This is a genomic window from Reichenbachiella sp. MSK19-1 (assembly GCF_003590315.1).
Taxonomy (GTDB): domain Bacteria; phylum Bacteroidota; class Bacteroidia; order Cytophagales; family Cyclobacteriaceae; genus Reichenbachiella; species Reichenbachiella agariperforans.
The window spans coordinates 99,646-125,026 of record NZ_MIER01000002.1 but is presented as its reverse complement, the minus strand read 5'-3'; the positions used below and the strand labels follow the sequence as shown (position 1 = coordinate 125,026).

The following is a 25,381-nucleotide window of genomic DNA, read 5'->3' as shown; positions in this document are numbered from 1 at the left end:
ATGTTTTTTCGTTGAGCAAACTGCTACTACCTTACCACTCTGGATTCTGAGTCAACGCCTTGTTGAGGTTCAACTGTGCAGTCGGTAATGGGAACAAATAGTCCTTTCTATCGAAGCTACGGTTAGATGCTGGGTCAATGACCGTAGCTCTAAGTAGTGAACCCGTACCGTTTTCTACTTCCTGCTCTCCATAGATGTATACCGAAGGGTCATAAAGACTACCATCTGCCTCGTACAAGGTCCCTTCAACTATCGCTCCCAAGATTGGCGCATTCAACTCCTGTTCAGCGATTCCCCATCTTTTCAGGTCGTTGTATCGGCTGTTTTCCAAAAACAGTTCTACTGCACGCTCTCTTCTTATTTCCTCGAGCATGTCGAGGTTATAATTAGAAACCAAAGCATTGGTCAAATCCGCTACTCCTGCTCTTTCACGAATCTTATTGATCGACTCATCCAGCTGTGCATCGGTAATCGTACCGTTCAACTCGAACAATGACTCTGCATAGATCAAATAAACCTCAGCTAATCTCAAAAGTGGAAAATTGAAAGATTCCTCATTTACATTTCTATACGTAGGGTAGTTCCATGATCTAAACTTCTGACCCAATATACCCGTAGGGTTACCCTCACTAGTAGGGGGTGACAGAGCAGGAGAACCTCCCTCTGGGACACCATAGTAGTAGGCATTCATACGAAAATCTCTATTTTCGAACTCATCAGACACAGTGTAATATCCTTGAAACTCGGTTGACTTATCTACTGGCAAGCCATCCACACATAGGAACATATCCATGAATTTTCTACTTGGTGCAGTTCTACCGTCTACTACGTGACTTATATTGACTCCACCTCTTCTCAAGACAAAATCATAGATTCCTTGGATGATAAATTCATTATTGGTTGACTTGTCTAGTCCAGCAGGATTAGAATCACCATCTTCTAGGTTGAACAAATAGTAGCTACTCATGCTATCAAGCTCTGTATTATGATTCCATAATTCATAACCACCATTGTCCATCACATCTTTAGACAAAGCAATGGCTTCAGTCAACATATCACCTGTAGAAGGGTAGTTATCAGGCATTGCACTTCCAGCGCCAGTGTTTACACCATCTCCATCAGTGGTGGTACCCACATACTTTTCCCAAGTTGCTTCATATAAAAGCACTTCTGCTTTGAATGCTTCCGCGCCCCATCTACTTATTTTACCCTTATCACCAGCATCTAACTGCTGTTCTGTAGGCAAGAGATCGATAGCCACATCCAAATCCGACAAGACTTGAGCGATTACTTCGTATCGGCTGTTTCTAGGACCAGAAAGCTCTGGAGAATCCAAATCCAATACAGAGGTCACGATCGGCACTCCACCAAATCGCTGTAGCAACAAAAAGTGATGCCATGCACGGAAGAAATACGCTGTACCTATCGGTTGCTCAATATCCTCCACATTACCGTCATATTCGTCTGCTTTTTTCAGGATCATGTTGACATCACGCAACCAGTAATACCAATTCGACCAATATTTATCTTGCTCTGGCACGATCAAACTGCCTCTGCCTTCATCTTGAACAAAGGCGATCAAGTCCGTACCAAAATCCATAAAATCTGCATAGCCTACCTGATAGTCATTACTCAACCCTGAGCCTTTGACCTTTTGCAAACCAATCAACTGTGTATACAGGCTATTTGCCGCTGCATCGAAGTGCTCAGGAGTCTCGAAATAAACCGACTCAGTCACACTATCCAAAGGATCCAGTTCCAAAAACTTATCCTGACATCCATATATGATGGTCAAAACCACCACCATTGATATTTTTATATAATTCTTCATGTTGTTTTCGCTTTTAAAGTTCCAAAACTAGAATGTGATATCTAGACCCAAAGAATAGGTTCGGGTGAACGGATATATATCGCTACCTGTCTCACCCATTTCTGGATCATAACCATCTTTGATAGAAGTAGCTTCCCACAAATCATTACCAGAGAAGTACACTCTTGCTTTTCTCAACCTGATTTTTTCCAACACAGACGATGGGAGAGTATATCCCACTACCAGGGTTTTCAACCTGATGTATCTGTTGTTTTGCAATGCAAAATCATTGTTCAACCAGTTGTACTCTGATCGAGTACCATTAGTAGTCAAACGTGGATAATCAGCCCCTGTATTGGTTTCTGTCCAAGTAAGTCCCTGATACGAGGTAGTACTCGTAGACCATATCGCTCTGAAAGGATATGACATGTGACCTGTTCTTTGGATGTTTTGGTTCAATACGCCTTGGAAATTAGCTGTAAAGTCAAACCCTTTCCATCTCATGTTGGCATTGATACCATAGTTGTAGTGAGGTGCTGCATCTCCCATGTATCTTACATCACCGCCTTCGTCCGAAATGGCAGAAATATAACCATTGCCATCCGCATCTACTTTGATAATGTCTCCTGGTCTAAGAGCTTGGGCTGCATTGCCTTGTACTGGCAGCTCTCCCTGACTAGTAGCCGTATACTCCGCATAATATGCGTCTACTGCTGCTTGATCAGCAAAAAGTCCATCGGTCTGGTACATGAAATAAGAATTGAGTGGATAACCTTCACGCTGAGCTACTTTGCCCGCATTGTATGAGTCTGATCCCTCTAGCTTAACAAGCTCATTGGTACTATTACCCATGTTAACAGACACGCCATAGCTGAATTCGCCGATTTGGTCTTTATAACCCAATACTGCTTCCCAACCTTTGGTCTCCAAGGTACCTATATTGGTCTTAGGTGCATTGCCCCCCAATATTGCTGACAAAACTGGTGTCGACAGCATCCCTTCGTTTTCTTTGATATAGTAATCAAATGAACCGTTCAGCTTATGATTGAGTAGGGTAAACTCAGTACCAAAGTTGGTCATTTTTACACGTTCCCAAGTTCTCACATTGGTAGTAATCCCGCTCACACGAGCAGTATTTTGTACAGCAGGAGTAGACCCAAAAGGTATCGAACCTGTACTGATGGTAGATACATAGTCATTATTATCAATACCTACTTGGTTACCCATTTCACCATAACTAGCTTTCAATTTCCAAAAACTCAAAACAGGATTATCTCTAAGGAATGCTTCCTCTGTCAATACCCATCCAGCAGATGCTCCTCCATAGTTAGCCCACTTATATCCTTCTGCAAATTTGGAAGAACCATCTCTTCTGCCGATGAATTCAACCAAGTACTTACCTTTGAATTCGTAGTTGAATCTACCCACATAAGAGTAGAGTCCCCAGTGTCCAGCTCCCCCTTCATTTTGCATGAGGTCTTGAGCTGCCACATCCAGGTCATACACTCCTTGATCTTCGAGACCTGTACGCTTGCCCATCAAGTCCCTATTTTCGCTGAGATCAGCAGTCACACCGATCATAGCCGATACGTAGTGATCTTCAGCGATTGTCTTCTCATAGTTCAAGAAACCACCATAGTTTTGGTAAGTAGCGTCATTATAAGTGTTTTTAATTGAAGAACTCGAATTGACCATTCCTATCTGATCTCCAGCCCACGTATAGAGAGGTACACTCAAATAAACTTCGTCTGTACGACCGATACGTCGGTTGACCGACCCCAACACTTTGAAATCTAACCCTTCGATGATGTTGACATTCAATCCCAAATTAACTTTCGTCAAATCTTCTTTGACGTCTTTGGTACCACCGTCGACTACTTGACCTACGGAGTTTCTGCCTCCTACATTAAAGTTGGCATACCACTGGCCATAAGGGTTCTTGGCAGGAAACACTGGAGGATCATTGTACACACCTCCTTGTATACCTCCAGATGGACTAGAGCTATTGGTCTGCTGATAAGTCATCCCTGACTGAAAAGTAATTCGATCAGAAAGCTTATGCTCAAAATTGAAACGAATATTGTATTGCTTTTGTCCGTCGTATGCGATTTTTAGAGGCGCTCTGTTGTCTGCAAAACCACCCGAAATTCTATACTTTGTTTTGTCATCTCCACCAGATACACTCAAATTGTGCTGCTGCGAAAAGCTATTGCCATAGAAATCATTGAATCTATCTGAACTTTCCAAATAGAGATCTCCCCAAGCTGTCCCTGGGTAGATTCTAGCTTCGCCATTGGCCATACCTTCCATGTTTTCCAATGTGGACCATCCCCAGTAGTCGTTCGTACCATCTTGCTCTACAGCATCGATGAACATTGAAGCATACTCCTCCATACCTGGAGTCGGAGGACGAATACCTATCGTGTTGAGTCGGAAGTTGTTGCTATAGTCTACTGTCATTCCACCAGACCCTTTCTTGGTAGTCACCAAGATTACACCGTTGGCTGCACGCGAACCGTAGATAGATGCAGAGGCATCTTTCAACAAACTCACAGACTCGATATCGTCAGGGTTCATGTTGTAGAATTCACGTAGTCCTACTACAGGTACTCCGTCAATAATACATAATGGATCACCACCGTTGATAGAAGTAGCTCCTCTGATCTGCATCGTGATGCCTTCATTCCCCGGACGACTCGATCCTCGAGTCACCACTAGACCTGGAGTCTGTCCTTGTAGAGACAAAGCTGGGTTCGTAACAGCACGATCCTCAAAGGTAGCTGCAGTTACCTGCTCTACCGCCCCAGTCAAGGTAGCTTTGGTTTTCTCACCGTATCCAACGACAACCACTTCTTCTAGGCTTTGTGCATCTACCTCCATGTTGACACTGAACTGGGTACGACTACCCACAGTTATCGTCTGCGTACGGTAACCTATAAAAGAAATAGAAAGTTGAGAATCTTCTCCAACTAAGTTCATGTTGAATTCTCCATCCAAATCAGTAGTAGTACCATTATTTGTACCTACTTCCATGACGGTAGCACCAGGCAACCCCATACCCGTTTCATCCAGTACTTGCCCAGATATCTGAGCGCCTTGTGCGAATACTGAGGCTACTGACAGGCATGTCAGTAGCAACATGATTGCACCCGCTTTTAGGCGCAATCCAATGCTTTTAGTAATAGTTTTTTTCATAATTTAGTTTCTTAATATGCTTATTATATCTACGATGTAGACATTCTAATTGTATTGATTAGTCCACCCGAAAAGGGTTTCTCTCACAACTCCTTATCTCTAAGAGTCTCAACTTTCTCTTTACTTCATACGCTCTGCTTTTTTAGTAATCAATTCATTTCAAGTCGCAATCCTACAGATTGACAACTCAATTCTAGCTGATTAACTAATGACGCTATATAATTCATGATTCATAGCTTATAAAACATGATCCATCATGTAAAAAAGCAGCTATACGTGGTTTTTTCGCACATTATAATTCCAAATGTGAATGAAAAAAAAATCAGAGAACGAAAATTTATAGCAGTATGGACACTAAGTTAAAACCACAGCAACAATACAATCACGCTGATGCGTCATCACTCTTGCTTGCAAATTCGTTGGGAGTCATCCCAAACAGCTCTCGAAAGGTTTTAGAAAAGTATGCGGTAGAATTGAAGCCTGACATAAAGGCGATTTCTTTGATAGAGCCCGTTCTCTTCTTCAAGAGCTCAGCAGCATGCTTCAATCGAATGGTACGAATAAAGTTGCTGGGGTTTTGACCTGTTAGTGAATTGACTTTTCGGTAGAAATGTGAACGACTCACACCCATTTCGGTCAGTACATCTTCTAAACCAAAGTCAGAATCACTTACATGCTCTAGAATTACTTTGGTTACATCATCCAAAAACTTCTCATCCAAAGAGTTGGTAGTCAATTCGCTTGACGCCATTATTCCTGTCTGGGACACAAATTTTTCTCTCAGACGCTTTTTGGATTCCAACAGGTTTTTGATCCGAGCACGTAGTACGTTGACATTGAAAGGTTTGGGCAAGTAAGCATCGGCTCCTATTTCATAGCCTTCTATCCTGTCCTCTTCCAAACTACGTGCAGTCAGGAGTATCACAGGAATGTGACAGGTATCGGTGTTGGTTTTGATATTGCGACACATTTCAAAACCATCCATCTCTGGCATCATCACGTCACTGATCACGATATCTGGATAAAATTTCTTGGCCTTTTCAAGGCCTTCCTGACCATTGGCAGCTTCCTTAATTTTAAACTGGTGCCTCAGTTCATTCTTCAGGTGTACCCGCAACTCTTTGTTGTCCTCTACAATCAGGATGGTTTGATACCCAGATGTATCTGCCGTTTCATCCGAATCCAATACATTCATATCCGAAATCGAAATTTCATATTCCAAGGACTTGATGCTATTCATGTCAAAATCCTTGATCGTACGCCTGACTTCTTGGTTTCCCTTGAGCGCGTCTTGAAGTTGCTTGCTTTCCAACGGTAGATTCACTGTAAAGCAACTCCCTTGTCCATAATCACTCTCTACGGTGATCACACCATCATGCTGCTCGACGAGACTTTTGGTAAAATTGAGTCCTATCCCAGTACCAGAGTTGGTATTGTCGATGTGAAAAAAGCGATCGAAGACAGCACTAAGTTGCTCTTTCTTCAGGCCTATCCCTGTATCCTTTACTTTTATTTCTACGGATTCACCCAATTTGCGTGTCCCAAACAAAGTCCCCCCAACATCTTGTTTGTGATCGACTATCACTTCTACTTTTCCTCCCTTCGGAGTGAATTTGAGTGCATTCGACAGCAGGTTGGATAGCACTTTCTCTATCTTGTCCGGATCGAACCAAATAAACATGCCATCAATAGTCGACGAAAACATCATTTCAATCTCCTTTTCTCTAGCCAGATCTTCAAACAACTTCGTGATGTCCTTGGTGAAAGGCACAATGTCCCCTTTTATAGGGTCTAGAGGAGCCTTACCCAAATCCATTTTCCTAAAATCAAGCAGTTGATTGACCAAGTTGAGCAATTTACGTGCACTTCTTTGGATGACAAACGCAGAATTCTTGACGATCTCAGGATCATTGAATGAAGAAATGATCTTATCTACTGGGTTCAATATAAGCGTCAGAGGTGTTCTAAATTCATGAGACACGTTCATAAAGAACTGCAGCTTCATGTGATCCAACTCACGCTCACGCTCCTCATTCACCATCTTGGTGTAATATTTGAAAAGCATCCATGTAGCCAATGAGGTCAAAAGAATATAGATCGTATAGGCCCACCAGGTTTTCCATGGTGGTGGAAGTACTTCGAGCCATAGAACGGTAGAAGCCGCGGTACTCCAGTCCCCATTCAAAGAGGCCTTCACCTCAAAACGATAACTCCCCGGCTGCAATCCAGAGTAATTCGCCATGCGGGTCGGTCCCGCCTGTACAAAGCTCTGATCTGCTCCATGTAATTTGTAAGCATATTTGACACGGTCGGGATTATGCATGTGCAAAGCGACAAAAGAAAGGGTGATGTACCCTTCGTTGTGCTTCAAGACTATTTCTTTGGACTGATCCAATGCGTGCTCTAAAATGACCCGTCCATTCAACTCCTCTCCAGCATGTATGGAGTGATTCAAGATTTTAAAATCTATCAATATGGGCAATACTTGTAGCGTATCCTGGGCAATGTTGCGAGGATCAAAAAGGTTGAATCCGTTGATTCCTCCTGCCAATATTCGACCGTCCTTGAGTCGGGCAATCGACTTACTTTGGTATTCCATCCCCTGCAATCCATCACTGACGTTGTAATTTTTGAAACTTTCTGTTTCAAAATCGAAACAACTCATTCCACTTTTGGTGATGAGCCAAAGCTGCTTTTGCTCATCCTCCTCCACTCCTATCACTAGATTGTTGGGGATTCCATCTTCGGTAGAGTAGGTCTTTTTCAAATTGAGAGCAGCACTCAATCTGTGCAGGCCCAAATCAGATCCTACCCAAATATCCCCCAAATGATCTTCTACGATATCATTGATCAATATGCCTGTGACATTGGGTTCATCGACTTTATTAAAAACCAACCCTTCGCTCAAATCGCCAGAGATATCAGCCCAACACATACCTCTAGACGTGCCTACCAAAAGTCTCTCATGTGAGTCTATGTATAATGAAAACACATAATCCCCTAAAATACTGGTCGAGTCATAGGGCGTGTGTTCAAATTGTACAAAGCTACCCGTCCGAGGGTCCAATACATTGAGACCTTCCTCTTGCGTCCCTGCCCATAATCGGTGCTTTTGATCTTCTACTGCACACCACACTGAATTTTGGGCAATGCTAGTAGAATCAGATTGGTCATGTTTGTAATGGACATAGCGCTTGGTCTCTGGATCAAACTTATTTAACCCCCCATCCAAAGTACATACCCAAATATCCCCATCATAGCATTTTTCCAAATACAGGACCTTATCAGAACTCAGTGAGTTGGGATTTTTGGGATCATGTCTAAACTGCTCAAACTCCCCTGACATTTCATCAAAATAATTGATACCTGCACCATCCGTACCTATCCACAATCGCCCCTTTAGGTCTTGCATGACTGCCTGTGCTATTCTAATATCAGAATCTTTACTCTTTTTGTAGAAGTTGTGCCCGAAAGCTCCTTTGGACAAATCCAACTTAACCATCCCTTCGTTGTATGTCGCAATCCAGAATATACCATCCTGATCTTGCAGCAACTTGGACGCTTGATTGTTGGGTATAGAGAAGGGATCACTAGAATCATGCTGCATATGATGCAACAGTTTCCCTTGAGTATCCACTACATAGACTCCATGGTCGGAGGTAGCAATCCAGACGTTATAATCTTGCCCTTGATAGATGTCATATATCGCTATGCTTTCCTCTGCAATGACAGGGTTTTCAAAAACCTGATTTTGGTCCATTACAGCCAACTGCGACAAGTTATTGCCTACCCATACCTTGCCTCCCTTATCTACCATCAACGCCTTAGGCAAGTGATCTAAAGATTCTCCTCCATTGTTGGGGATGGTGATTCGTTGAAAATTGTCCTGATCAGGTCTGTATCTATGCAAATGGCTTCCTCCGGTCACCAACCAAACATTACCTTGTTCGTCAATATCTATACGAGAGACATCATTGTCATCCAAGGAGGTCTTGTCCGAAGGATGGTTGACATAGTGAGAAAAATGAAGTGCTTGTTCATCGCCTGAGTCAAAGCGACTCAATTCTGCCTTGCTCACTCCATTTTTAGTAGCCACCCAAATTTCATTGGTTAACGGGTTGTAATCAATGTCATTGATGACGTCACGCGTATTGATGTGAAAAAGATTTTTGTCGTATAAGTGTATCCGTCGGAAAGCCCCCTTTTCGTGTCGATATATGTTCAAACCATTCTTGGTTCCTACCCACAGGTTACCATATTTATCTTCTTCGAGAGCATAAACTCTGTTGTTGCTAATGGATGTGGAGTCGCCAATGATCGGACGAAAAACCTCAAAACCATACCCGTCATAGCGGTTGAGCCCGTCGATCGTCCCAAACCACAAAAAACCACGGCTATCCTGAAACACTTCCAAGCATGTACTACTCGACAATCCCTGCGGTGTAGAGTAATTCTCAAATTTGAGATTGGAAAATTGGGGTTGTGCCCATGCCAAACTACAACTCAACAGCAACCCTACGACCAAATGACACTTTCTATTTGCTTTCATAATCCCTCCAAATCAATGCTGCAAGCAAAGTAGCCTTTACCGATTGCGATTGTGTCCAATCTAATCTTTTTTCAATAATAATAAATCTCTCTGCTGCTAATGATGAAGTCATCCTGAAACACAGCATGACTTCATCTCACCTTAAAATTAGGAAAATCCTCGACTCGTTCACAACAAATTTGCTCCATTACTTGCAGCAACTGTGTTTTGAGCATTCCTATGATATGGTCTCCACCTTGGCTACCCAGCGCAGCTACGCTATACATAAAGCTCCTGCCCATGAAAGTAAACTCCGCTCCACTGGCCAATGTCCTTGCTACGTCTGGACCTGATCGAAGACCACTATCCATCATGACCTTGATCTGACCTTTGTATTTCTCTGCGATACGAGTCATCGGCACGATACTCGACTGCCCTGCGTCCAACTGTCTACCTCCGTGATTGGAGACGATGATCCCATCCAATCCCAACTTGATAGCCTTCTCAGTATCTTCTTCGCTGGCAACTCCTTTCAATACGATCTTTCCTTTCCACTTGTCACGTATGGCTGCTATTTTATCCTCGTTTAGCCTACCCGAAAACGTTTGATCCATGAATTTACCGAGTTGCTTCATGTTTAGATTCTTGGGCATATAGGGACGAAGTGTCTCGAAATTTGGCTGACCGTTGATCAAAGTTCTCAATGCCCACTCTGGCCTCCCCATGATCTGTAGCATGTTGTTCACAGTCATACTTGGCGGCATGGCCAGCCCGTTGCGAATGTCTCTGGGACGAAAACCAAAAGTAGGTACATCGGACAGCAATACTAATACTGGACAACCGGCTGCATCTGCACGTTTGAGAATATCGTCTCTCACCTCATCCTTGGCTGGATGATAGAGCTGAAACCACGCCCGCCCCTCGGTCAGTTCGCTGGCCTTTTCGATACTCATGGTAGTGACAGTACTGAGAATAAACGGCACATTGTGCCGAAAAGCCGCCTTGGCTAAAATCTCAGGAGCCTTGGGCCACATCAAGCCCTGCAAGCCCACTGGAGCGATCCCAAACGGCGCATCGTAGGTATGCCCAAATAGTTCGGTAGACATATCCGAATGCGTGTGCTTGGTCAAGTACTGAGGGATCAATTCCACATCTCGAATCTCCTTGGTATTCCTCACCAAATTCACATCCTCGTTGCATCCTCCATCGAGGTATTCAAAAGCAAATCGAGGCACTTTTTTCTTCGCTCTTTTGATCAAATCGTCTATCGACGGGTAACTGGAGTTATATGCCCACTTGCTCATAGTTCAAATATTTTGTTCATTACTACCCATTTTTCTCCCTTAGCGGCAAAGGGCAATCGCTTTTGGTATTGATCCATCAGTTCTTCCCATTCTTGCACTTTTGGATTGTTCTGATCCAAAGCATTCTTCTTTTCGAACGAAAAATCATCCCTTGCCTCCACGGTCATCACCAGTCGATCTCCCACATGATAAATTTCCATCCGCTCGATACCGGAATCTATGATGCTTTTCTGCACCTCCGGCCACACAGCCTGATGATGCTCTTTGTAAGCCTGGATCAATGAAGGATCATCCTTCACATCTAAAGTGAGTGTATATTTTTTCATTTAATAAAAGCTTATTGGTCTTTAGGTCAACGCTCGGTTTAGAAAACCAGGCTACTTCATAGGTACCTATTTGCAACACGTAATCAAATTTTCCCTTTCATCACACGCATGCCATAGCTGGCGATAAACAGGAAGCACAACAAGGGTAGTACGAAAGAAAAATTGACTTCTGGAACACCGAGAATCTCAATATCCGAATACCCTGCTCCTCCCAAATCCAATATCATCCCTTGTAGGGTAGGCATCAAGGCCCCTCCCACTATCGCCATCACCAAACCTGCTGCGCCAATCTTGGATTCGTCCTCACTCAAGCCTTCCAAGGCAATACCGTATATCGTCGGAAACATCAGAGACATACAAAACGAAACCATCACCAAACAATACAGCCCAATCATCCCTTGGATAAAAATGGTCCCCAAGACAAATACAATAGCAAGAGCCGAAAGCAGTGTGAGCAATTTGCCCGAATTGATATACCTCAACAGAAAGGTACAAATAAAACGCCCCGAGAAGAACAGCACAAAAGCCGCAAACTGATAACTGCCTGCCGTGACACCATCCACTCCGATCGATTCGGCATACTGGTAGATATAGGTCCAACACATGATCTGTACACCTACATAAAAAGCCTGAGCCAACACCCCCTGTGCGTAGTGCGCCCTTTGGACCAATGTCTTGATGATCTGCCAAGTACTCAGGCTATCTTCTTCATCTTTGCTCTCTGGCATTTTGCTAATGACAATCAGTACAAATACAGCTATCACCACCAAACCTAGCGCCACGTATGGATCACGTATGACCATCAAGTCAGACTGTCGGATCGTCGCTTTGGCACTCTCTGACAGCCCACCAAAGTTGACGTCATCGGACTGAAGTTTGGCTAGCACGAAATTTTGCGCCACTAACAATCCACCAATCAAGCCCACTGGATTGAAAGCCTGAGCCAGATTCAACCGACGTGTGGCGGTCTCCTTGCTTCCCATAGATAGGATGTAGGGATTGGCGGTGGTTTCCAAAAAAGCCAGTCCAAAAGTCAATACATAGAGTCCCATCAAAAAGAAACCAAACTGCTGGGTAACGGCAGCCGGATAAAACAACAAGGCTCCCGACGCATACAACCCCAGACCGATCAATACGCCTGTTTTGTAGGAGTACTTGCGGATGAACATAGATGCAGGCAAAGCCATGGTAAAATAACCACCGTAAAAAGCCAACTGTACCAGCGAGGCTTGAAAATTGTTCAATTCCAATACCTTCTTGAAAGCCGACACCATCGGGTCGGTCACCGCATTGGCAAAACCCCAAAGGGCAAATAGTGAGGTGATTAAAACGAAAGGTAACAATACCTTACGTGACACCACTGTTTCATTCGTCTTCATCATGCTTTTTTGCTTTATAAAAAAATGCTAATCTCTGCATTTTCAACTTTATCTTTTGACTCAGGTAACTGATCGGTCAAAATGTACATAACCACCATCTACAAACAGCCACTGACCCGTAGTATGAGCACTTCGCTCTGAGAGTAAAAATACCGTCATTGCAGCTATTTCTTCTGCTTCGGTCATCCTTTTTCCTAATGGTATGTTGCTTACAATGTTCTTCAATTTCTCCTCTCGGTTTTCGAATGTGTTTAACCAAGTCTCATAGAGTGGCGTCATTACCTCTGCAGGGATCACAGCATTGACCCTCACATCGTAGGGAGCCAGTTCTACCGCCCACTCTCTAGTCAGTGCGAGTTGAGCACCTTTGCTGGCGGCATATCCAGATGTACCTCCTTGACCTGTTACAGCCGTTTTGGAACTTACATTCACTACCGACCCTTTGTGTTCTTTGAGCTGTGGCAGTGCGTAGTGCACCATATCATAATAGTGCATCAAATTGGTCATGACCGATTGACGAAACCGTGCCGGGTCACCCTCTTCTAAGCCAGCACCATCATTGACTCCTGCATTGTTGACCACACCATCGATGCGACCGAGTGTAGCGATGGTTTCCTCCACTACACGCTGGCAGACCTCTGCTTCGCCCAGTTCTGCAATGATATTGAGGCATTGACCTCCCGCTGCTTTTATCTTCTTTTCTATCGCCTCGCCTGCAGCGACGGATCGCCCGACTACCACAGGTATAGCGCCTTCGGCTGCCAGCTCTAGCGTAATCGCCTCGCCGATCCCTTTGGCTCCACCCGTTACGATGAAAACTTTATTTTTTAGTTTTAAATCCATGTTTTTCTTGTATTGAGTACTGCGTAATTAGTATTGAGGTAGGCTGTAGAATTTAGCAGCCGTGCCTCCCATAATATGCCCCTGTTCTGTATCTGAGAGTTGGGAGATATGGGACTGGAGTAAGTCGTATATTCCCGAATAGCTCCCTGCCAGCAGACATACAGGCCAATCCGAACCGTACATCAAGCGCTCTGGCCCAAAATGCTCCAGACAAAAATCGATGTAAGGAGTAAAGTCCTCCCTTTTCCAATTTTTCCAATCAGCTTCAGTCACCAGACCTGATACTTTGACTGTCACATGCTTTCTTTCAGCTATGGCCTTCATGTATTTGGCCCAGTGATCGAAAGATGCCTCTTTGATCTGAGGCTTGGCGATATGATCGATCACCAGCGGCATCTCTGGCAGTTGATCGATGAATTGCAGCGTCTCTTCCAGCTGTCCCTGATGCACCAACACATCGTAAGTCAAGCCAAAATCCGCCAGCTTCTTCACTCCCGCCATGAAGGCCGGATCCATCATAAAATCATCCGGTTCAGCTTGCAAAATATGTCTTACGCCTTTGAAAACCACTTGTTCGGTATAACGCTCCAAGTCTGCAGACAATTGATCCGATCTCAAATCAAGCCAACCCACTACACCTCGAATAAAGTCATGCTTATTGGCTAGAGACAAAAGGAAATCTGTCTCCGCCAATGATTGATCTGCTTGTACGGCTACACATCCATCTATCCCCTTGTCCTCCAGAAGAGGCTGCAAATCCTCGGGCAAAAAATCCCGCTGTATCACAGCCATTTCTTCGGTGATCCAGGTATCCCTCAGCGGATCAAACTGCCAAAAGTGCTGGTGTGCATCGAGTCTCATGCGTCTGGGTGTGCTACAGCTGTTTGCTTGGATGTACCCAGACCATCGATACCCAATTCCATCACATCTCCTGGTTTCAAATAGACTGGAGGATCAAATCCCAACCCTACGCCTGCAGGTGTACCCGTGGAGATCACATCCCCTGGTTCCAAAGTCATAAACTCTGACAAGTAACTGATCACAGTCGGGATATCAAACACAAAATCTGACGTATATCCATCCTGAATCTTCTCGCCGTTGAGCTTGAGCCATAGGTTGAGGTTGTGTGGATCAGCCACCTCATCAGTACTCACAATATAGGGTCCGAGTGGCGCGAATGTATCGCAACTCTTGCCTTTCACCCATTGACCACCACGCTCGAGCTGGTAAGCTCTTTCGCTCACGTCATTGTGTAGGGCATAGCCGCCAACATAATCCATAGCCTCTTCTTTGCTCACATAACTAGCGGTCTTGCCGATCACCACAGCCAATTCGACTTCCCAATCGCTCTTTTCGCTTCCTTTTGGGATCACCACATTGTCATTGGGACCACACAGACTGGATGTTGCCTTGAAAAAAATCACAGGCTCTTTCGGTACTTCCATACCACTTTCTTCTGCATGTTTCCTGTAGTTCAATCCGATGCATATGATCTTGCCTGGGCGATAGATCGGTGCATCAAACTCAGGGGTCTCTATCGCTTCCAGCTGACCTTTTTCGATCAACTCCTCTACCTTGCTAAAAGCATCCGGTGACTCGAAAAAATCCCTGTCGATATCTTGGACGTGCCCTGCCAAACTATAGTGTGTATCACCAGTACTTACACCAGGCCATACTTTCCCATCTTTTCTATATCTAAATAATTTCATGATTCTTCGTATTTTTTGATTGTAAAAATTCTCTTATCTCATAAACAGTCACTCGCTGTTTCTCAAAACATCTCTTTGCATGTGACTAGTCAAACTAAAAAGGCCGCTCGGATCAATTGCCATTGAGCGTCACAAAACCTCCATCTATCGGAAAATCTGACCCTGTAATAAAAGACGCCTCGTCTGAGCATAGATACAGTACCAAGTCACCGATTTCTTGTGGTTTACCCATTCGACCAATAGGCTGTGTTTGTGATAATTTTTCGAACATTTCCCCTTCCTTTCCTGGGTAATTTTTGGATATAAACCCATCCACAAATGGCGTATGGACCCGAGCAGGTGATATACTATTGCATCGAACCTGTTGCCCTAGGTAATCTTTGGCAATCGACAAGGTCATGGTATGCACAGCCCCTTTGCTCATCGAATAAGCAAAGCGATCATTGAGGCCTACATGTGCACCAATCGAAGACAGGTTGACGATAGCTCCCCCATCTCTCATCTTTGCAACACCCGTTTGCAAGCAGTGGTACACGCCTTTGACATTGACAGAGTAGACCCTATCCAAATCTTCCGCAGTTGTATTTTCTACATTGCCTACATGCGCGATACCCGCATTGTTGACCAGTATATCAAGGTTTTCTTCGCCTACTGCTCGATCAAATGCCTGCTGCACACTCTCCAACTTGGACACATCACAAGCAATGGTTTCAGCGTCTCCACCAGCTGCCTTGATCTCATCAACGACCAACTGACCTCCCTCTTCGTTGAGCTCGAGGATGGATACCTTCGCGCCATTTCCGGCCAACGATAGTGAAATCGCTCTACCGATACCGCTACCACCACCCGTGACAATGGCACGTTTTCCTGTTAAATCAAATTTTTTCATAGTGACACTCCTCTTTTCCAAAGTATAAAATCGTTTTGTTCTAAGTCCATCGCTTTGGTTTTCTCACCACTAGCAACGGCTATTATTTTTTCTAGAATCTCTTCTCCTACTTGTTCTATGTTTTTTTCACCACGAGTAATTGGCCCTGCATCCAAATCTATGATATCACTCATGCGTTCGCGAAGGCTCGTATTGCTAGATATCTTGATTACTGAAGCCAATGGATTGCCTGTCGGTGTACCCAAACCAGTAGTGAAGAGGATAATACTCGCACCCGATCCTGCCAGTCCTGTGGTAGATTCCACATCGTTGCCTGGTGTACATAGTAGATTGAGTCCTGGACGGGTGACTGGCTCTGTATAATCCAACACATCGCTCACGGGTGCTCGTCCTCCTTTTTTCGCCGCACCGGCAGATTTGATCGCGTCAGTAATCAAACCATCTTTGATATTGCCAGGCGAAGGGTTCATGTCAAAACCTGAACCAGCCGCTTTGGCTTGTGCTTCGTAGGCCCGCTGAATATCCACGAACTTCTCTGCCACACGATCCTCTGTACATCGATCAATGATGTCTTGCTCTACGCCGTTCAACTCTGGAAATTCACTCAATACCGTAGAAGCCCCCAGCGCCACCAACAAGTCTGATGCATAGCCTACCGCAGGATTGGCAGAAATACCTGAAAACCCATCCGAACCGCCACATTCCAGCCCTACGACCAGTTTGCTCAGTGGCGCTGGCTTGCGCTCGATCTGATTGGCTTCTTTGAGTTGCTCGATCGTATCAGCAATGGCCTTTTTGATCAACTTCTCTTCCGATTGGATGACCTGCTGCTCCAAATAGATCACTGGCTTGCTTGCCTGCGGATATAGCTCCTCTTGAATCTCTTGAAACCACTGCACCTGCGCATGTTGACAACCCAGACTCAGGACTGTAGCCCCCGCGACATTCGGGTGCTGTAGATAACCTGCCAGCAAACGCAAGAGCGTCTCTGCGTCACCACGTGTACCTCCACACCCTCCGTCATGGTAGAGAAATTTGATGCCGTCTACATTTTCAAACACTCGATTTCGCAACGGTATCTCTTGTTCCATCACCCCACCGATTAATTCATGAGCATACTGCAAATACTCGTTGGGCTTTTTGTAGCCCAACGAGGACTTCAAGGTCTCCTCAATGACTTTAAGGTTGCGGTTTTCGCAGAAGACCAAAGGAATGAAAAGCCAGTAGTTGGCCGTTCCCACCTTCCCATCTGGTCGATGGTAGCCCTGAAACGTCCTTTCCTCCCATGCCGAGACATCTGGAGCTTGCCATTCGTATTTTTTTCTATTGTCGAGTGAGATGGGATCAGCGAAATGCGTCACATTCTCTATCGTAATCATCGTACCGATGGGCAGGTCTTCGTTCGCGCTACCTACAGGCACCCCATACATGTATATCTTATCGCCCTTGCTCAAGCACTCGGTCAAAAATTTGTGCTTCTGTGGCACTGGCTGAGGCACATCGATAGCCACACCATCCACCTCTACCACTCCTGGTTTCAAATCCTGTAGTGCGACCAGCACATTGTCTCTGCCATCAATTCTCAGAAATCTCTCGTTCGTCATGCTCCATTTTTATTTCTACTACTACATAATTAGTAAAGCCAATTAACTGTGGCAATGAGAAAGACATTAAAGAGCTGCGCACACATGTGCACAACTCTTTATAGACCATAGCACGAAGATTAGAAGTGATAGTATAGCTTCATTAATAAGTCAAAAGGAAAATACTGTCCCCGATGGGGCACGTTTGCAACGCGTTCCTTATTCGATGATTTCAACCCCGAAGGGGCAGATTTGGCACCAACTAGATTAGTTTAACACTAAGTGTAGGTTTCATCTACACTTCATTATCTACACCACCAACCAATTCCACTTCACAAACCCGCATTTGAAAAATGCTAAACTCTGCTCCTTACAAAATACAAAGGCGTAGAAAATTCTACGCCTAGTGATCTTTTCTTTTTTTGCTATTTCATTCTACGCCCAGTCGAGGTATTTTCTACCCATGTGTACAAGATAGTCACATCCTGTAAAACATCAACATTGGGCGGACGCCCTTCTACATTTTGGGTCGCAGCGGACGCTAAGACCAGAGGGAGCGTGCGCTTAATTAGTCACATTGCAAAGGCTAAACCATGCCATCCTCGTTACAAACGAGGATGAGTTGGGTTCACACCCCATTCATCATCAATAAGGAACAGAAAAGTAGCCCTGCCAGGGATCGAACCTGGATCAATCGTTTAGGAAACGACTATTCTATCCGTTGAACTACAGGGCCAGAGAGGGACAAATCTAAAAATCCATTTCTAAATAAGCAGACTTTACCTCGTATTTTCAATGCAGGTCTAGTGAACCGCTAAGCGTACGACTCGATCAGTGCCTTGAGCTGTCCCTTGTCCGCTGTACCGGAGTGGCGCCAGAGGATTTTGCCTTTCTTGAACAAGATCAGCGTCGGGATGCTTTGAATCTTGTACACCTGCGAAGCTTTTTGATTCTTGTCCACATCGACCTTGATGACTTTCCCCTTGTCGCCGAGCTCTGTAGATAACTCCGCCAACACAGGAGCCATCATTTGGCAAGGTCCACACCAGTCTGCATAAAAATCCACCAACACAGGTTGGTCACTATTGATCATATCTGAAAATGTCGCCATGTATTTCTTTATTTTATTGTTCTACCAGATTGAAGCAACGACGTGCTACTCCATCACTAGACTGCAAACAAAAAAGCGTCAGCAAGAGTTTCTCCTACCGACGCTTTTCCAGTACATTTCAATTCTTTAAAACTCCACTTTGGGTGCTTTCTCTGCACCTGCATCAGACTGGAAGTAGCCCTTCTCTTTGAAGCCAAAGATTCCTGCATAAATTCTACCCGGAAAGTCCGTGACCAATATATTGTAGGCATTGACCGCATCATTGAATCGATTGCGCTCTACAGCTATTCTATTTTCTGTCCCTTCGAGCTGCGCCTGTAGTTCGGAGAAGTTCTTGTTGGCCTTCAAATCAGGGTAGCGCTCCACCGACACTAGCAGTCTCGACAGTGACGAGGACAACTCACTCTGTGCCGCCTGAAACTTCTGAATCGAAGCAGCATCCAAGTTGGATGGGTCGATCGTCGTACTTGTCGCTTTGGCTCTGGCATTGATGACCGCCTCTAGCGTGCTCTTCTCATGATCCGCATAGCCTTTGACCACACTCACCAAGTTGGGGATCAAGTCCGACCGTCGTTGATACTGCGATTCTACCTTGGCCCACTGGCTTTTGACCCCCTGCTCGCCACGGTTCATACTATTGAACGTTCCTTTGATACTGCTGTAAATCAAGAATATGCCTACAACAATGACTCCTATTATGATATACGACTTTTTACTCATGTTCTTATTGGTTAAGCAACAAATCTAGCTAATTTAGCTGCAATGAAAATCAAGAATATTAAAACTCTTTTTGTCCTGACGGGTTTCATTTTTACCCACTTTTTTGTGCTCGCACAGGACGATGTAGCCATCCCCGAACTCACCCGACAGGTCATCGACCAAACCGCCACTCTTACTCCGGCGGAGATCGGTTACATAGAGGACAAACTCGGCCAGTTCAGGACATCCACAGGCAGTGAGATCGCTATACTCATCGTCCCAACTACTAGTCCCGAGACCATCGAGCAATATAGCATCCGTGTCGTAGAGGCATGGGCACTGGGTAGAGAAGGGATCGACGATGGCGTATTGTTGCTCGTCGCAAAAAATGACAGAAAAGTACGTATCGAAGTGGGCTATGGGCTCGAAGGAGCCATCCCCGACATCTATGCCAAACGCATCGTAGACAACATCATCGTACCCGAGTTTCGCAATGGCAAATTCACCACAGGCATAGACGAAGGGGTAGACGCCATCATCCAGCTCGCCGAAGGCGAAGACCTCCCAGCCGTCACTCAAGCCCAGCAGAGTGGCAAAAGAAACTCCAACTCCTTTGGGGGCGTACTGATCGCCGCATTCATCGTCAGTGTGATCAGTGGCATGATCAAAAACAAATTTGTCAAGACAGCCATCTCCATCGTACTTGCCCTCGTAGTGGGCTATATCTTTAGCAGTATCGTATTTGCAGTGATCGCATTTGTGATTTCCTTGATATTCGGAATCGGCAGCAGAGGCGGTGGAGGCAGCAGTGGTGGGGGCACCTACTACGGTGGTGGCGGATTCTATGGCAGCAGCGGAGGATTCGGCGGTAGTAGCGGCGGTTTCGGAGGGGGCGGTGGCTTCTCTGGTGGAGGCGGCAGCTTCGGAGGCGGTGGCGCATCCGGCGGCTGGTAGTATTATTCCCAATCATAGACATCCTATCATGAAAAAGAAATTTACATTCTCAGAAGACGACAAACAGATCGTCAAAGAAGCTATACAAAGTCTCGAAAATGAATCTTCGGGAGAGATCGTCATCTATTTTGCACGAAACAGCGACGAGTACAACGAAGCGGCTTGGAAACTATCCGCCATCCTCGGTGTAGCAGGAATAGTGATCCTCGGGACCATGTCATGGCTATGGCTCCTGCCCGAAAACTTCACTATACTCTACACCAGCATCTATCTATTCGCTTTGATGGCGCTCGGATTTATTCTATTGACTTTCGTGCCTTCACTACGTCTGGGCTTCATCCCAGATGGCGTCATCGCACACCGTGTATTGACCAAGGCTCGTGACATGTTCTTGCAAGAAGAGGTCTTCACGACCATAGACAGGACGGGCATACTCATCTATGTGAGCGAACTGGAGCATCAAGTCCAAGTCCTCGGAGACAAAGGCATCAACGCCAAAATCCAAGAAAACGACTGGAGCGAAGTAGTCGGACTTGTAGTAGAAGGAATCAAAAGCAACCAAACAGCCAAAGGGTTGGCAAATGCCGTGCTCAAGTGCAAAGATTTGCTGCTAACCAATGGGTTCATCGTACGAGAAGACGACACCAACGAACTCTCTGACGAGATCAGAATCGAAGATTAGTTGAGCGGTAAGATTTTTTAGACACGCTTGATGGGAATCCAAATCTCTTCTTCCGAGTCTGGATCGTTGTTCTTATACTTCGCTCCCAAGACTTCAAAATGCGGCCTATCGTCCAATTCGTAGCGCGAATTGGGCAGCCATCTGCCGAAGATGTACTCAAAAACACTGTGATCTGCGCTGGATCCCTTGTAGTCGAATACCGCATACGCTCCTCCTGGCAAAACGAAAGACTCCATCCCTTCGGGGATCATCCCAAAATCAGAAACCTGAGTAGTTGCCCACTTCTCAAACTCACGCTGGGGATTAAAATTCAAGAAGTGGGTAGCATCGTATATCTGCATGGACACCACGTCCTTAGTCAAGCTGTTTTTGATTTCACTCCTCCTAGGCATGAATGAACCCCAAAGTTGCCCCGTACGGTTGTTGGCCATACTCATCTTGAGTCGCACGCCTACGAGCTTCTTTTCTTCCAATTGTTCTATTCTTGGCTGCATATCATTTTCACACTTTTGGGATTAAAACTTAAATATACCCACCCATCATCCTTCCACAAAAAAGTCCACAAGGCAAATACCCTGTGGACTTTGATATGTTAAATTCACTACCGTTTACTATCAATGTGGCAAGTACTTCTTCACTGCTCCATAGAGGAATGCTCCAATCGTAGCGCTCAGAATCACCACCAAAAACACAGGAGCACCATGTCCCACGATGATAAACATCGGGCCCGGACACGCCCCCGTCATCGCCCAACCTAATCCAAAGATCGTCCCTCCAAATAGCAACGCCTTGAACCCATTTTCCTTGGGTTTAAGACTCATGAGCTGACCATCCCTTCCTTTGAGCTGAAGCTTCTTGATCAATAAAATAGAGATAGCCCCCACGACTACTGCCGATCCAATCACGCCATACATATGAAAGGACTCGAACCGAAACATCTCATAGATGCGGTACCATGAGATCACTTCCGACTTACTCAGCACGATTCCAAAAAATATACCTGTCAATAAATATTTGATAAATTTCATCTTGTGTCGTGTTTTAGAGTGCCAATAAATGAGGTAAGACCAAATGCGTCATGATCAATCCACCTATAAAAAAACCAATGACAGCCACCAGTGATGGTAACTCAAGGTTACTGAGCCCCGTGATCGCATGCCCTGATGTACACCCACCTGCGTAGCGCGTCCCAAAACCTACGAATACACCACCCAACACCATCAACAGACCACCCTTGAGCGTGAACAATGACTCCCAAGAGAAGAGTTCCTTGGGCAAATAATCTACCCCAGCATCGATAATCTGAAACTGCTTCAAGCTATCGACCGTAGACTGGGAGATCGCGACGGCAGTATCTGGTGTCAAATACTCATGTGCGATATAGCCTCCAATCAACGTTCCGAACACGAATACCAAATTCCAAACTTTATCCTTCCAGTCCACTTTGAAATAATCCACGAATCTCCCTGCTCCTGCTATGGAACACATCGTCTCTAGATTGCTCGATATCCCAAATCGCTTCCCAAAATACATCAAGACCACCAACACCACGGCGATCAAAGGCCCAGCCACATACCAGGGCCAAGGCTGACTTATCCATTCTATCATTTTTTTCTCGTTTGCTTACTGTGAATACACCTTTCGGCTAAAATTAGTTTCCTCCCCAAGATCGAATCAGTGAGATTCCTTCAATTCTTGTACTATACCATTGAGTGACATCCATCCGCCCCCATTGTAGGCAGTGATCCCTGCAGACTTGGCCTGAGAGGTAGCCCTCCCGCTTCGCATACCACTCGCACAGCAGAATACCACTGGCTTCCCTGCAGCTTTAAGCCCCTCCAACTGACTACCTATTCTATCCAAAGGATAATTGTGCGCTCCAGCGACATGTCCTCCCTGAAACTCTGCAGGAGACCGCACATCGACGATCACTGCTCCGTTTTTCAATGCTTCTATCATAGCTTTCTTTCTCTTTTTCCCCAATCCTAATAAATCCAATAATCCCATTCTGATTGATTTAAATATCTATACAACAAAACTAGCGCCTCGCAGCATCTCATGTTGTAACATATGTTACGCTATGACAGACCCAAACGAAAAAAAGCCTATCGCATTGCTGCAATAGGCTTTTTTTCGTTTCTTAAAGCAGAACTACTTCGCGTAACTGATTGATCTCATCTCACGGATCACAGTCACTTTAATCTGTCCTGGATACTGCATATCGTTCTCTATTTTAGAGGAAATACCAAAAGACAAATCCCCTGCCTGCTTATCTGATACATTCTCTGCGTCGACCAACACGCGCAACTCACGCCCCGCCTGGATCGCATAGCATTTGTGCACCCCTTCAAACCCTAGTGCTAGCGCTTCTAAGTCTTTTAGACGTTTGATGTACGACTCCATGACTTCTCTGCGAGCGCCAGGTCTAGAGCCAGAAATCGCATCACAGGTCTGGACGATTGGCGAGATCAATGAGGTCATTTCTATCTCGTCATGGTGTGCGCCGATAGCATTACAGACTTCTTTGTTTTCCTTGTATTTTTGCGCCAATTCCATCCCTAAGATCGCATGTGGCTGCTCTGGTTCCTCTGGCCATACTTTTCCAATATCGTGTAGCAAACCTGCTCTCTTCGCCAGTTTCGCATTCAGTCCTAGTTCTGAAGCTAAAGTCGCACAAAGCTTAGCTACCTCTCTAGAATGCTGTAATAAATTCTGTCCGTAAGATGATCTGAAACGCATACGCCCCACCATCTTGATTAGCTCAGGGTGAAGACCATGTATTCCTAGATCAATCACCGTACGCTCTCCGATCTCTACAATTTCTTCCTCTATATTTTTAGTGGTCTTCGCTACGATCTCTTCGATTCGCGCTGGATGGATACGTCCATCCGTCACCAATCTATGCAGCGACAGTCTCGCTACCTCTCTGCGTACAGGGTCAAAACCTGAGATAATAATCGCCTCTGGTGTATCATCTACGATAATTTCCACACCTGTAGCGGCTTCTAGCGCACGAATATTCCGTCCCTCTCTACCGATAATTTTACCCTTAATGTCGTCACTCTCGATATTAAAGATAGAAACACAGTTTTCTATCGCATGCTCGGTAGCGGTACGTTGAATCGTTTGAATCACGATTTTCTTCGCTTCCTTCGTGGCGGTCAGTTTCGCCTCTTCTATGATATCCTTGATGTGGGATGATGCCTTGGTTCGTGCTTCATCCTTGAGCGTTTCTTTTAGTTGATCTATCGCTTCACTTGCGGACAGATGTGAGATTTTCTCTAAGGCTAGTGTTTGTTCTTCCTTGCGTTTGTCTATCTCTTCTTTTCGCCGTTTGACGATCTCCATTTGCGCCTCTAGATTTTCCTTTTGGCTTTCTAGTTCTGCTTCGGCTCGTTTGTTCTGCTCGATCTGCTTAGATAGGTTACTCTCTCTCTGCTTGACCTTGTTTTCGTTAGCAATGATTTGATTTTTCTTGCGATTACTCTCCTCTTCGAATTCGGATTTAAGTTTGAGAAAACGCTCCTTTGCTTCTATTTCCTTCTCTTTCTTTATATTCTCCGCATCAATTGTCGCTTCCTTCAGGATGATCTCTGCTTTACTTTTTGCTTCATTTATTTTTTTACCCTCAGCTCTTTTAGCTAAGATTTTGCTGATAGAGAAACCAATAATGATTCCTACCAGCGCTACAACAATATAAATTGTACTTTCCATGATGTATATATATAATTAATCATGGTATAGGTTTACGACAACACGACTTGAAAGTGAATATATTTAGAGTGCTTCAGAGATTAAATGGTTGAGTTTGCTTATTTGTTCCATGGCTGTTTCGTCAGTCTCCTGTCGGTTTTCTGAGGTCTGTAGCAACTGCACATAGCAATCTATCGCTACCATAGCCAATAAATCCTGCTTGTCATCTATCTGAAACTGATCCTGATAGAATCTCAGCCTTTCATTTATTTTTTTACCCGCAGCACGTATTCTAGCCTCTTCTTCGGCCGATACCTTCATCGGGTACTCTCTGTTTCCAATCTTTATTTTTATTGATAATTCTGTCATTGAGGCTATTTATTCGCTCAAGTGAGCAATACACTTATCAACTTCATTTATATATTCACTCAGCAAGTTGCTTAAAGCTTCAGTGTCATTCTCATCCACTACCATGCTATTCACAATTTTACTAATTTTATCTTGATTTTGAAAGCTCGCCATTTTCTCGTCTTTCTCTTCCAAGTGTAGTTTAAGTTTTTGGTTTTCAAGCTTGAGCATCTCTATCTCAGCATCCTTCTTTTTGAAGTCACTTAGCAATAAAACCAACTTCCTTTCCAGTTGATTCAGTTCAGATCTGAGACGACTTTCAGCCATG

General features: G+C 44.8%; 21 protein-coding genes and 1 tRNA gene. 1 reads left to right on the top strand and 21 read right to left on the bottom strand.

Translation table 11 applies throughout. The features are described 5' to 3' along the window. Positions 1-31 precede the first annotated feature (31 nt). The 14 genes from BGP76_RS00710 to BGP76_RS00645 form a co-directional block, all read right to left on the bottom strand. Positions 32-1,831: a RagB/SusD family nutrient uptake outer membrane protein gene (locus tag BGP76_RS00710; protein WP_119843249.1), complete on the bottom strand. Its 1,800-nt coding sequence runs from the start codon at positions 1,829-1,831 to the stop codon at positions 32-34. Between the two features lie 27 nt (positions 1,832-1,858). Then, positions 1,859-5,005 carry a TonB-dependent receptor gene (locus BGP76_RS00705; RefSeq protein ID WP_119843248.1) on the bottom strand — a complete coding sequence of 1,049 codons (3,147 nt, stop codon included), beginning with the start codon at positions 5,003-5,005 and terminating at the stop codon, positions 1,859-1,861. Between the two features lie 382 nt (positions 5,006-5,387). Then, positions 5,388-9,554, bottom strand: a complete 4,167-nt coding sequence (locus tag BGP76_RS00700) for a two-component regulator propeller domain-containing protein (protein ID WP_119843247.1) — start codon at positions 9,552-9,554, stop codon at positions 5,388-5,390. Positions 9,555-9,685: 131 nt separating this feature from the next. Then, positions 9,686-10,837, bottom strand: coding sequence for an alpha-hydroxy acid oxidase (locus BGP76_RS00695; RefSeq protein ID WP_073120271.1), 1,152 nt, complete (start codon positions 10,835-10,837; stop codon positions 9,686-9,688). Next, positions 10,834-11,163, bottom strand: a complete 330-nt coding sequence (locus BGP76_RS00690) for an L-rhamnose mutarotase (RefSeq protein ID WP_099598181.1) — start codon at positions 11,161-11,163, stop codon at positions 10,834-10,836. The genes BGP76_RS00695 and BGP76_RS00690 overlap by 4 nt, the downstream gene beginning before the upstream one ends. 83 nt (positions 11,164-11,246) lie before the next feature. After that, positions 11,247-12,545, bottom strand: coding sequence for an L-fucose:H+ symporter permease (fucP, locus tag BGP76_RS00685; protein WP_255416018.1), 1,299 nt, complete (start codon positions 12,543-12,545; stop codon positions 11,247-11,249). A gap of 57 nt (positions 12,546-12,602) precedes the next feature. Further along, entirely contained in the window at positions 12,603-13,385 is a 783-nt protein-coding gene (locus BGP76_RS00680; protein WP_119843245.1) for an SDR family oxidoreductase, read from the bottom strand. 27 nt (positions 13,386-13,412) lie between these two features. Then, positions 13,413-14,246 carry an amidohydrolase gene (locus tag BGP76_RS00675; RefSeq protein ID WP_119843244.1) on the bottom strand — a complete coding sequence of 278 codons (834 nt, stop codon included), beginning with the start codon at positions 14,244-14,246 and terminating at the stop codon, positions 13,413-13,415. Further along, positions 14,243-15,094, bottom strand: a complete 852-nt coding sequence (locus BGP76_RS00670) for a fumarylacetoacetate hydrolase family protein (RefSeq protein WP_119843243.1) — start codon at positions 15,092-15,094, stop codon at positions 14,243-14,245. Before BGP76_RS00670 ends, BGP76_RS00675 begins: the two co-directional genes overlap by 4 nt. A gap of 112 nt (positions 15,095-15,206) precedes the next feature. Continuing rightward, complete coding sequence (locus BGP76_RS00665; protein ID WP_119843242.1) at positions 15,207-15,983, bottom strand: SDR family NAD(P)-dependent oxidoreductase; 777 nt, start codon at positions 15,981-15,983, stop codon at positions 15,207-15,209. Next, positions 15,980-17,587: a UxaA family hydrolase gene (locus tag BGP76_RS00660; protein WP_119843241.1), complete on the bottom strand. Its 1,608-nt coding sequence runs from the start codon at positions 17,585-17,587 to the stop codon at positions 15,980-15,982. Before BGP76_RS00660 ends, BGP76_RS00665 begins: the two co-directional genes overlap by 4 nt. A gap of 643 nt (positions 17,588-18,230) precedes the next feature. Next, a tRNA-Arg gene (locus tag BGP76_RS00655) sits at positions 18,231-18,302 on the bottom strand. 78 nt (positions 18,303-18,380) lie between these two features. Beyond that, a complete protein-coding gene (gene trxA / locus BGP76_RS00650; protein WP_119843240.1) occupies positions 18,381-18,677 on the bottom strand; it encodes a thioredoxin in 297 nt (98 codons plus the stop codon). A 126-nt stretch (positions 18,678-18,803) separates the two neighbouring features. Next, a complete protein-coding gene (locus BGP76_RS00645) occupies positions 18,804-19,397 on the bottom strand; it encodes a LemA family protein (protein ID WP_099597441.1) in 594 nt (197 codons plus the stop codon). A 105-nt stretch (positions 19,398-19,502) separates the two neighbouring features. On the opposite strand from BGP76_RS00645, the gene BGP76_RS00640 reads away from it, so the two are divergent. Continuing rightward, entirely contained in the window at positions 19,503-20,330 is an 828-nt protein-coding gene (locus tag BGP76_RS00640; protein ID WP_221409826.1) for a YgcG family protein, read from the top strand. Positions 20,331-21,029: 699 nt separating this feature from the next. Here BGP76_RS00640 and BGP76_RS00630 read toward each other — a convergent pair. The 7 genes from BGP76_RS00630 to BGP76_RS00600 form a co-directional block, all read right to left on the bottom strand. Further along, positions 21,030-21,506 (bottom strand): GyrI-like domain-containing protein, encoded by a 477-nt coding sequence (locus BGP76_RS00630; RefSeq protein ID WP_119843237.1) that lies wholly within the window; start codon positions 21,504-21,506, stop codon positions 21,030-21,032. Positions 21,507-21,626: 120 nt separating this feature from the next. Next, positions 21,627-22,040: a DUF6691 family protein gene (locus BGP76_RS00625; RefSeq protein WP_119843236.1), complete on the bottom strand. Its 414-nt coding sequence runs from the start codon at positions 22,038-22,040 to the stop codon at positions 21,627-21,629. Positions 22,041-22,053: 13 nt separating this feature from the next. Beyond that, positions 22,054-22,620: a YeeE/YedE family protein gene (locus BGP76_RS00620; RefSeq protein ID WP_119843235.1), complete on the bottom strand. Its 567-nt coding sequence runs from the start codon at positions 22,618-22,620 to the stop codon at positions 22,054-22,056. A 66-nt stretch (positions 22,621-22,686) separates the two neighbouring features. Continuing rightward, the gene (locus tag BGP76_RS00615; RefSeq protein WP_119843234.1) at positions 22,687-23,019 is read right to left on the bottom strand and encodes a rhodanese-like domain-containing protein; all 333 of its coding nucleotides are present in this window, start codon (positions 23,017-23,019) and stop codon (positions 22,687-22,689) included. Between the two features lie 144 nt (positions 23,020-23,163). Continuing rightward, entirely contained in the window at positions 23,164-24,726 is a 1,563-nt protein-coding gene (gene rny, locus BGP76_RS00610) for a ribonuclease Y (RefSeq protein ID WP_119843233.1), read from the bottom strand. Between the two features lie 63 nt (positions 24,727-24,789). Beyond that, complete coding sequence (locus BGP76_RS00605; RefSeq protein ID WP_073120312.1) at positions 24,790-25,074, bottom strand: cell division protein ZapA; 285 nt, start codon at positions 25,072-25,074, stop codon at positions 24,790-24,792. Between the two features lie 9 nt (positions 25,075-25,083). Then, positions 25,084-25,380: a hypothetical protein gene (locus tag BGP76_RS00600; protein ID WP_073120314.1), complete on the bottom strand. Its 297-nt coding sequence runs from the start codon at positions 25,378-25,380 to the stop codon at positions 25,084-25,086. Position 25,381: the final 1 nt, after the last annotated feature.